Annotated in this window: 6 protein-coding genes; all 6 read right to left on the reverse strand. The window is 65.8% G+C overall.

Translation table 11 applies throughout. The features are described from left to right. Positions 1-7 precede the first annotated feature (7 nt). Positions 8-793 (reverse strand): ABC transporter ATP-binding protein, encoded by a 786-nt coding sequence (locus C4313_RS00485; protein WP_352427912.1) that lies wholly within the window; start codon positions 791-793, stop codon positions 8-10. 11 nt (positions 794-804) lie between these two features. Further along, complete coding sequence (locus C4313_RS00490) at positions 805-2,226, reverse strand: ABC transporter permease subunit (protein WP_503012430.1); 1,422 nt, start codon at positions 2,224-2,226, stop codon at positions 805-807. A 21-nt stretch (positions 2,227-2,247) separates the two neighbouring features. Then, entirely contained in the window at positions 2,248-3,246 is a 999-nt protein-coding gene (locus tag C4313_RS00495; RefSeq protein ID WP_503012431.1) for a branched-chain amino acid ABC transporter permease, read from the reverse strand. 231 nt (positions 3,247-3,477) lie between these two features. Next, positions 3,478-4,779, reverse strand: a complete 1,302-nt coding sequence (locus C4313_RS00500) for a branched-chain amino acid ABC transporter substrate-binding protein (protein WP_352427914.1) — start codon at positions 4,777-4,779, stop codon at positions 3,478-3,480. A gap of 256 nt (positions 4,780-5,035) precedes the next feature. Further along, positions 5,036-5,596 carry a DnaJ family domain-containing protein gene (locus tag C4313_RS00505; RefSeq protein ID WP_352427915.1) on the reverse strand — a complete coding sequence of 187 codons (561 nt, stop codon included), beginning with the start codon at positions 5,594-5,596 and terminating at the stop codon, positions 5,036-5,038. A 44-nt stretch (positions 5,597-5,640) separates the two neighbouring features. Beyond that, positions 5,641-6,621: dihydrolipoamide acetyltransferase family protein (locus C4313_RS00510; protein ID WP_352427916.1), on the reverse strand; the 981-nt coding region annotated here is incomplete at its 5' end.

Raw genomic sequence — 6,621 nt, forward strand, 5'->3', positions numbered from 1 at the left:
CTCCCATTCAAGGGATGGCCCCGATGGCCACGCCGCGGCCCAGGTAGGCCTCGATCACCCGGGGATTGCGCCGCACCTCCTCCGGCGTCCCCTCCGCGATCTTCTCCCCGTAGTCCAGCACCGTCACCCGCTCGGAGATGCCCATGACCACGCGCATCTGGTGCTCGATCAGGATCACCGTGATCCCCAACTCGTCCCGCAGCCGCCGGATCAGCCGGGTGGTCTCCGCCGTCTCCTGAGGGTTCATCCCCGCCGTCGGCTCGTCGAGGAGGATGAGTTTGGGCTTGGCGGCCAGGGCGCGGGCGATCTCCACCTTGCGCTGCTCGCCGTAGGGGAGGTTCTTGGCCAGTTCGTCGGGGGAGGCCCGCAGGCCCACGAAGCGGATCAACTGCAGAGCCTCCTCCCGCAGCCGACGCTCCTCCTCTCGATACCGCCGCGTGCGGAAGACGATGTCCAACGGGGTGGCCTGGTAACGGGTGTGCATCCCCACCAGCACATTCTCCACCACTGTCATGTTGCCAAACAGCCGGATGTTCTGGAAAGTCCGGGAGATCCCCATGGCAGCGATCTGGTCCGGCCGCAGCCCGACCAGGGAGCGGCCCTCAAAGAGGATCTCCCCCTCGTCCGGCCGGTAGATCCCCGTCATGATGTTGAAGAGGGTGGTCTTCCCCGCCCCGTTAGGGCCGATGATGCTCACAATGCGGCCGGGCTCCAGAGTGAAGTCCACCCGGTTCACCGCCACCAACCCCCCGAACCGCTTGGTCACCCCCTTGAGTTCCAGCAGGTAAGCCACCGCCTGCCTCCTCAATCGCGCATCGGCTTGGCCTCAGGCGCCGCCACGACCGGCGGGAGCTCCTCCTCCACCGGCAGGCGCTCCGCGATGGCTTCCTCCCGGCCAAGGGCCTCGGCCAGTTCCATCCGATGGCGCCGCTCGGGGATCAGCCCCTGCGGGCGCAGGATCATCATCAGGATCAACAGGATCCCGAAGATCAGCCGCTCATATTTGGCCGGCTCCAACTGGGTGGGCCACTGGCTCAGCGGGAAGTTGATCAACGGGACAACGAAGCCAGCCTGGCGGAGCTTGCTGAGCATCAGGGAGAGGCCCTTGAGGATCTGAAGGTTGAGGATGGTCACCACTGTGGCCCCTACGATGGCCCCAGGGATGCTCCCCATCCCGCCGACGATGACCATCACCAGGATCCCGATGGACTCCATGAAGGTGAAGCTTTCCGGGTTGATGAAATACTGCTTGGCGGCGAAGATCATTCCCATGGCGCCTGCGAAGGACGCTCCGGTGGCGAAGGCGGCCAGTTTCATGCGCACCAGAGGGATGCCCATCACCTGGGCGGCCAGCTCATCCTCGCGGATCGCCGTCCAAGCCCGGCCCACCCAGGAGTCCTCCAGCCGGCGGGTCAGCAGCACGGCAAAGCCGATGACCAAGAGCACCAGGAAATAGAAATACAGACCGTAGAGGACCGGCTCGTCCAGACGGATCCCCACCGTCTCCAGCCACGGCTTGAAGAAGAGCGGTGGGCGCTGGATCGGCCGGATCCCCTGGGGGCCGTTGGTAAGGTTGATGGGCTTGTCCAGGTTGTTCACGATGACCCGGATCACCTCCCCGAAGGCGAGGGTCACGATGGCCAGGTAGTCCCCGCGCAGGCGCAGCACCGGCAGCCCCAGGAGGATCCCGGTGAGGGCCGCCACCCCCACCGCCAGGAAAAGGAAGACGAAGAACCATTCCGGCGCCAGGGGGAAACGGTTCGTCCCGAAGGCGACGTTGGCCTGGGGAGAGCCGAAGATCGCCCACAGGTACGCCCCCACGGCGTAGAAGGCCACATACCCCAGGTCCAATAGCCCGGCGAACCCCACCACGATGTTCAAACCCAGGGCCATGGCCGCGAAGATACCCACCTGGGTGGCCACCTCCAGCAGGAAGGTGTTCCGGACCCCCAGGACCGGCAGCAGGACCAACAAGGTCACCGCGCCCAGCAAGGCCCGGACGGCCCCAGCCAGGGAGACGTAGTAGATCAAAAGGAGAGAGGCCAGGAAGGCCGCGAAGCCCAGCGCGGAGATCAGCGGATACCACGGGGCGTCTCGCAGGCCGGGCTGGCTGAGCCAGTTCATCAGGAGCAGGGCGGCGACAATGTAGAGGAGGACCCCGGCCAGGGCTCCTTCTCGGCCGTTCCGGATCCGCCCCACCAGCGCCTTCGCTTTCGCCCCGATCATCTCCCACCTCGTGAACGCAACTTACGCCTTCTGCCCCACCGCCTCGCCCAACAGCCCTGTTGGGCGGAACATCAGAATGAGGATCAGGATCAAGAAGGCGAAGATGTCCTTATACTCGGTCCCGAAGGCCCCGCCGGTGAACTGGGAGAGGTAGGCGCCGGCGAAGCCCTCCAGCACCCCCAGGACGATGCCGCCGAGCATGGCGCCGGTGATGTTCCCGATGCCACCCAGGACGGCCGCGGTGAAAGCCTTGATCCCGGGGATGAAGCCGACGTAAGGATCGATGCGCCCGACGCGGATCCCGAAGAGCACCCCAGTGGCCCCGCCCAGCGCCCCGCCGATCAAGAAGGTCAGCATGATGATCCGATCGACGTGGACCCCCATCAGGGCCGCCGTGGGGCGATCCTGGGCCACCGCCCGGATGGCCCGCCCCAGCCGCGTAGCGTTCACCAGATAGTTCAACCCGGTCAACATCAACAGGGAGGCGGCGATGATGAAGATCACCTTGGCCTGGATCTGCATCGGGATCGGCTGACCGGCGATGTAGAGGGTGGCGATGGGGACCTGTTCGTTCAGGATCGGGAAGGAAGGATAATTCCGATAGAAGGCGTTGTTGAGCAACCCCTCGATGGCCCGCACCGCGTCCTGCAGGAAGAAAGAGACGCCGATGGCGGAGATCAGCGGCACCAGCCGGGGCGCCCCGCGCAGCGGCCGGTAGGCGATCCGCTCCACAGCCACCGCCAGCAGGCCACTGCCGACCATCCCCGCCACCACCGCCAAGAGGATGCCGGCCATGATCAGGGTCAATGGGGCGGTGGAAGGGATGGCCAGGGCCAGCATGAGCTCCACCCCGATGAAGGCCCCGACCATGAAGATCTCGCTATGGGCGAAGTTGATGAACTCCAGGACCCCGTAGACCATCGTGTAGCCCAGGGCGATCATCGCGTAGAGGAAGCCAATGACCAGTCCGTCGATGGCCACCTGGGGGAGCGTGCGGACCACGAACTGGAGGAGGGTCATCCCACCGGCCACAGGGCGGTTGAAGAGGACGGCAAGGAAAAGCGTGATCGATCCGATCACCAACAGGCTGATCACGACGAAGAGGATCAGCTGAAGCAACGGGACCGCTACCGCCTGGTAAAGAACCGACTCGCGCAGCCGTCGCATCTGCCGCCAGCCCGTTTGGGGATCCCTATGCGGTGGGGAGGGGCCACGGCCCCTCCCCACCGGCTTGCCTCATCCCATTCCGAATCACTTCACTCCACACTTGGCTTTGAGCTCCGGCGTGAACGGCGGCGGGGCCAGTTCCAGAGTCTTCACCAGCTGGTTCTTGCCCCAGTCCTCCGGCTTGCTAGAGACAACCTTGATCACGAAATACTTGGCCTTGACCGGGTCGCCCCGCTCGTCGAAGGTGATCACCCCGGTGATCCCCTGGAAGTTCTTCGTGGCCCGCACCTTCTCCGCCACGGCCTTGCGGGACGGCTTCTGGCCACCAGCCTCCTGGATAGCGGCCTCGATGGCCTTCAGCACGATGGCCGTGGCGTCATAGGCCTGAGCCGAGAAGGGCTCCGGGTCCTTTCCGAACTTGGCCTTGTAATCCGCGATGAACTTCTTGGCCCCCTCGTAGACCGTGGGCGGCGCCGCCACCGTGGTGTAATACATCCCCACCACGGCGTCCCCGGCGATCTCGGCCAGCTTCGAGGAGTCCATCCCGTCCGGGCCCAAGAAGGTGGCCTTGACCCCCTTCTCCCGGGCCTGCTTGAAGAACACCCCGGCCTGGTCATAGATCCCGCCGAAGTAGATCAACCCGGGGTTGACCGCTTGGATGGCCGTGATCAGGGGATCGAAGTTGGCCTTCTCCTCGGTGCCCTCGAAGCCCAGGACCTTGCCGCCCAGCTCTTCGAAGCGCTTCTTGAAGAACTCGGCGACGCCCTGGCCGTAGGTCGTCTTGTCGTGGATGACGAAGGCGGTCTTGACCTTCAGCTCGTTGAAGGCGAACTCGGCGCCCACCGCCCCCTGCACGTCATCCCGGCCGCAGACCCGGTTGACCACCAGATAGCCACGGTCGGTGATGCACGGGTTGGTGTTGGCAGGGGAGACCATCACCAGGTCGTAGTCCTTGTAGGTCTCCGAGGAGGGGATCGCCACGCCCGAGTTCAGGTGGCCGATCACCGCCAGGATGTCCGGGTCGTTGACCAACTGCTTGGCGTTGGCCACCCCGACATCCGGCTTGGCCTGGTCATCGAAGGGCACCAGCTCCACCTTGAAACCCAGCGCCTCAATGGGGCCTTTGAGCTGCTCGATGGCCAGCTGGGCGCCGTTCTTGAGGCCCTCGCCCAAGGCCGCCTGGCCGCCCGAAAGCGGGCTCTGGGTGGCGATCTTGATGGTGCCCTTTACCGCCGGGGTGGGCGTGGCCGCTGGCGCCACCTTCGTGGGGGTGGGCGTGGCCGCTGGCGCCACCTTCGTGGGGGTGGGCGTGGCCGCCGGCGCCGCGCAGGCCGCCAGCAACAGGCTGAACGCAGCAAGACCCATCAACCATTTCGGAAACCTCATGGCCTCCTCCTTTTAGCAAGATAGTGATTCCTGTGCGCCGCGTTTTGGAACCCGCGCACGCACAGGTCACTGCCCGCCCTCGGGATGGAATCATCAATGGAAAGAAGGCGGCGCACGGTTCCCTGGGCCCCGCCTCTCCTTTTCCGCATCAGGCCCAAAGGCCCGCTTGTCCCAAATTTTAGGGGTCCCGGTCGGTTCTGTCAAGGCCATGCGCAGCCTCTTTTCTGAGATATGGATGCGCTGTTGTTGGCATCTTCTATCCACCAGCGTCCGTTTCGGGCCCCGAGGGAAGCTCCGCGGAGAGGGTGGCGCCCCCGGGGATCAGGCCCAAGCGGAGGAGATCGGCCCGGGGCACGCCCAAGGCCTCTGCTTCCTCCTGGAGGTTGAACCGAAAGCGCTGCAGCCAGAAGATAGGCACCTTGAGATTATAGGAAAATACCAGTTCGTTGAGCTCGACGATGCGCCGGGCGAAGGCCCGCAGCGCCCGCTCCCATTCGGCCTCCACCCACGCCCGCTCCGCTCGGCTGGAGGGATCCTCCCGCCCGGCCAAGGCCTGCAGGCGCTCCGCCCGCCAGGCCATGGTCCGCCGCAGGTCCGCGCGGGCCTGTTCAATCCCCCGCCGGATGGCCAGGTCCGCCTCGATCCACTCCGGCCGGGCATCGTTTTGATGCAGAAGATGATAGGCGATGGCGAGACCAGGCTCCAGGAAGGGATTCTCCTCCAGGTTTAGGGGCTTCCCCTTGCCCGGCAGGTTGTCGAACTCCCCCCGGCGGATGGCCTCCAGGATCCTCTGCTCCAACCACTCCCCCCAGTCCATTCCTTCCCCTCCGAGATGGTGCCACCGGATCCATGGAGCGCCCTTCAGGCCCAGTTCTCCAGGACCGCCTTCACCTTCCCCATGAAGGCGTCCGCCTGGGCGCCGTCGATGATGCGGTGATCAAAGGTGAGGGTGAGGTAGACCATCGGGCGGATGGCCAGGACATCCCCCTGGGGGGTCTCCAGAACCACCGGCCGCTTGTGGACCCGGCCGACGCCCATAATGGCGCACTGGGGTTGATGGATGATCGGCGTGGCGAAGAGGCTCCCGGAAACCCCGTGGTTGGTGATGGTGAAAGTCCCCCCTTGGACCTCGTCGGGCTTCAACTGCCGTCGGCGGGCCCGCTCGGCCAGGTCGTTGACCGCCCGGGCCAGCCCGATGAGGCTGTAGGTGTCGGCGTTCTTGATCACCGGGACGATGAGGCCTTCCTCCCCCAGGGAGACGGCGATCCCGATGTGATAGACCTTGTAGACCCGGATCCCCTCCTCGGTCCAGGTGCTGTTGAGGATCGGGTAGGCCTTGAGGGCCGCCACCGCCGCCAGCACGAAGTAGGGCGTCAGGGTCAGCCGCACCCCCTCCCGTTCGAAGGCTGCCCGGTGGGCCTCATAATGGGCCATCACCCGGCCCATATCGACCTCGAAGACGGTCGTCACGTGCGGGGCGGTGTGCTTGGAGCGGACCATGTGCTCGGCGATGGCCCGGCGCATCGAGGTCAACGGCACCACTTCGTAGGGCATGGCGGGCACGGCCGGAGGAGGCGGGGCCGGCGGAGGCGCAGCGGGCGGGGCCGCCGGGGCCGTCCGAAGCACCTCCTCCGTCGGGCGGAACAGCTCCCCGGTTCCCGGCTGCTCCCAGGGCGGCAACGCTGCCTCCCGGGCCGGTGCGGGCCCTTCCACCGGCTGGAGTTTCATGCGCTCGATATAGGCCAGCAGATCCTTCTTGGTGACCCGGCCGCCCTCTCCTGTCCCGGGGACCTTGGAGAGGTCGATGCCGTATTCCGCAGCCATCCGGGCCACCACCGGCGA

The organism is Thermoflexus sp. (assembly GCF_040289485.1).
GTDB lineage: Bacteria > Chloroflexota > Anaerolineae > Thermoflexales > Thermoflexaceae > Thermoflexus.

Coding starts and splice junctions, on each gene's coding strand:
- C4313_RS00490 (WP_503012430.1), bottom strand. CDS start 2,226: ATGATCGGGGCGAAAGCGAAGGCGCTGGTGGGGCGGATCCGGAACGGC.
- C4313_RS00495 (WP_503012431.1), bottom strand. CDS start 3,246: ATGACCCTCCTCCAGTTCGTGGTCCGCACGCTCCCCCAGGTGGCCATC.
- C4313_RS00500 (WP_352427914.1), bottom strand. CDS start 4,779: ATGAGGTTTCCGAAATGGTTGATGGGTCTTGCTGCGTTCAGCCTGTTG.
- C4313_RS00505 (WP_352427915.1), bottom strand. CDS start 5,596: ATGGACTGGGGGGAGTGGTTGGAGCAGAGGATCCTGGAGGCCATCCGC.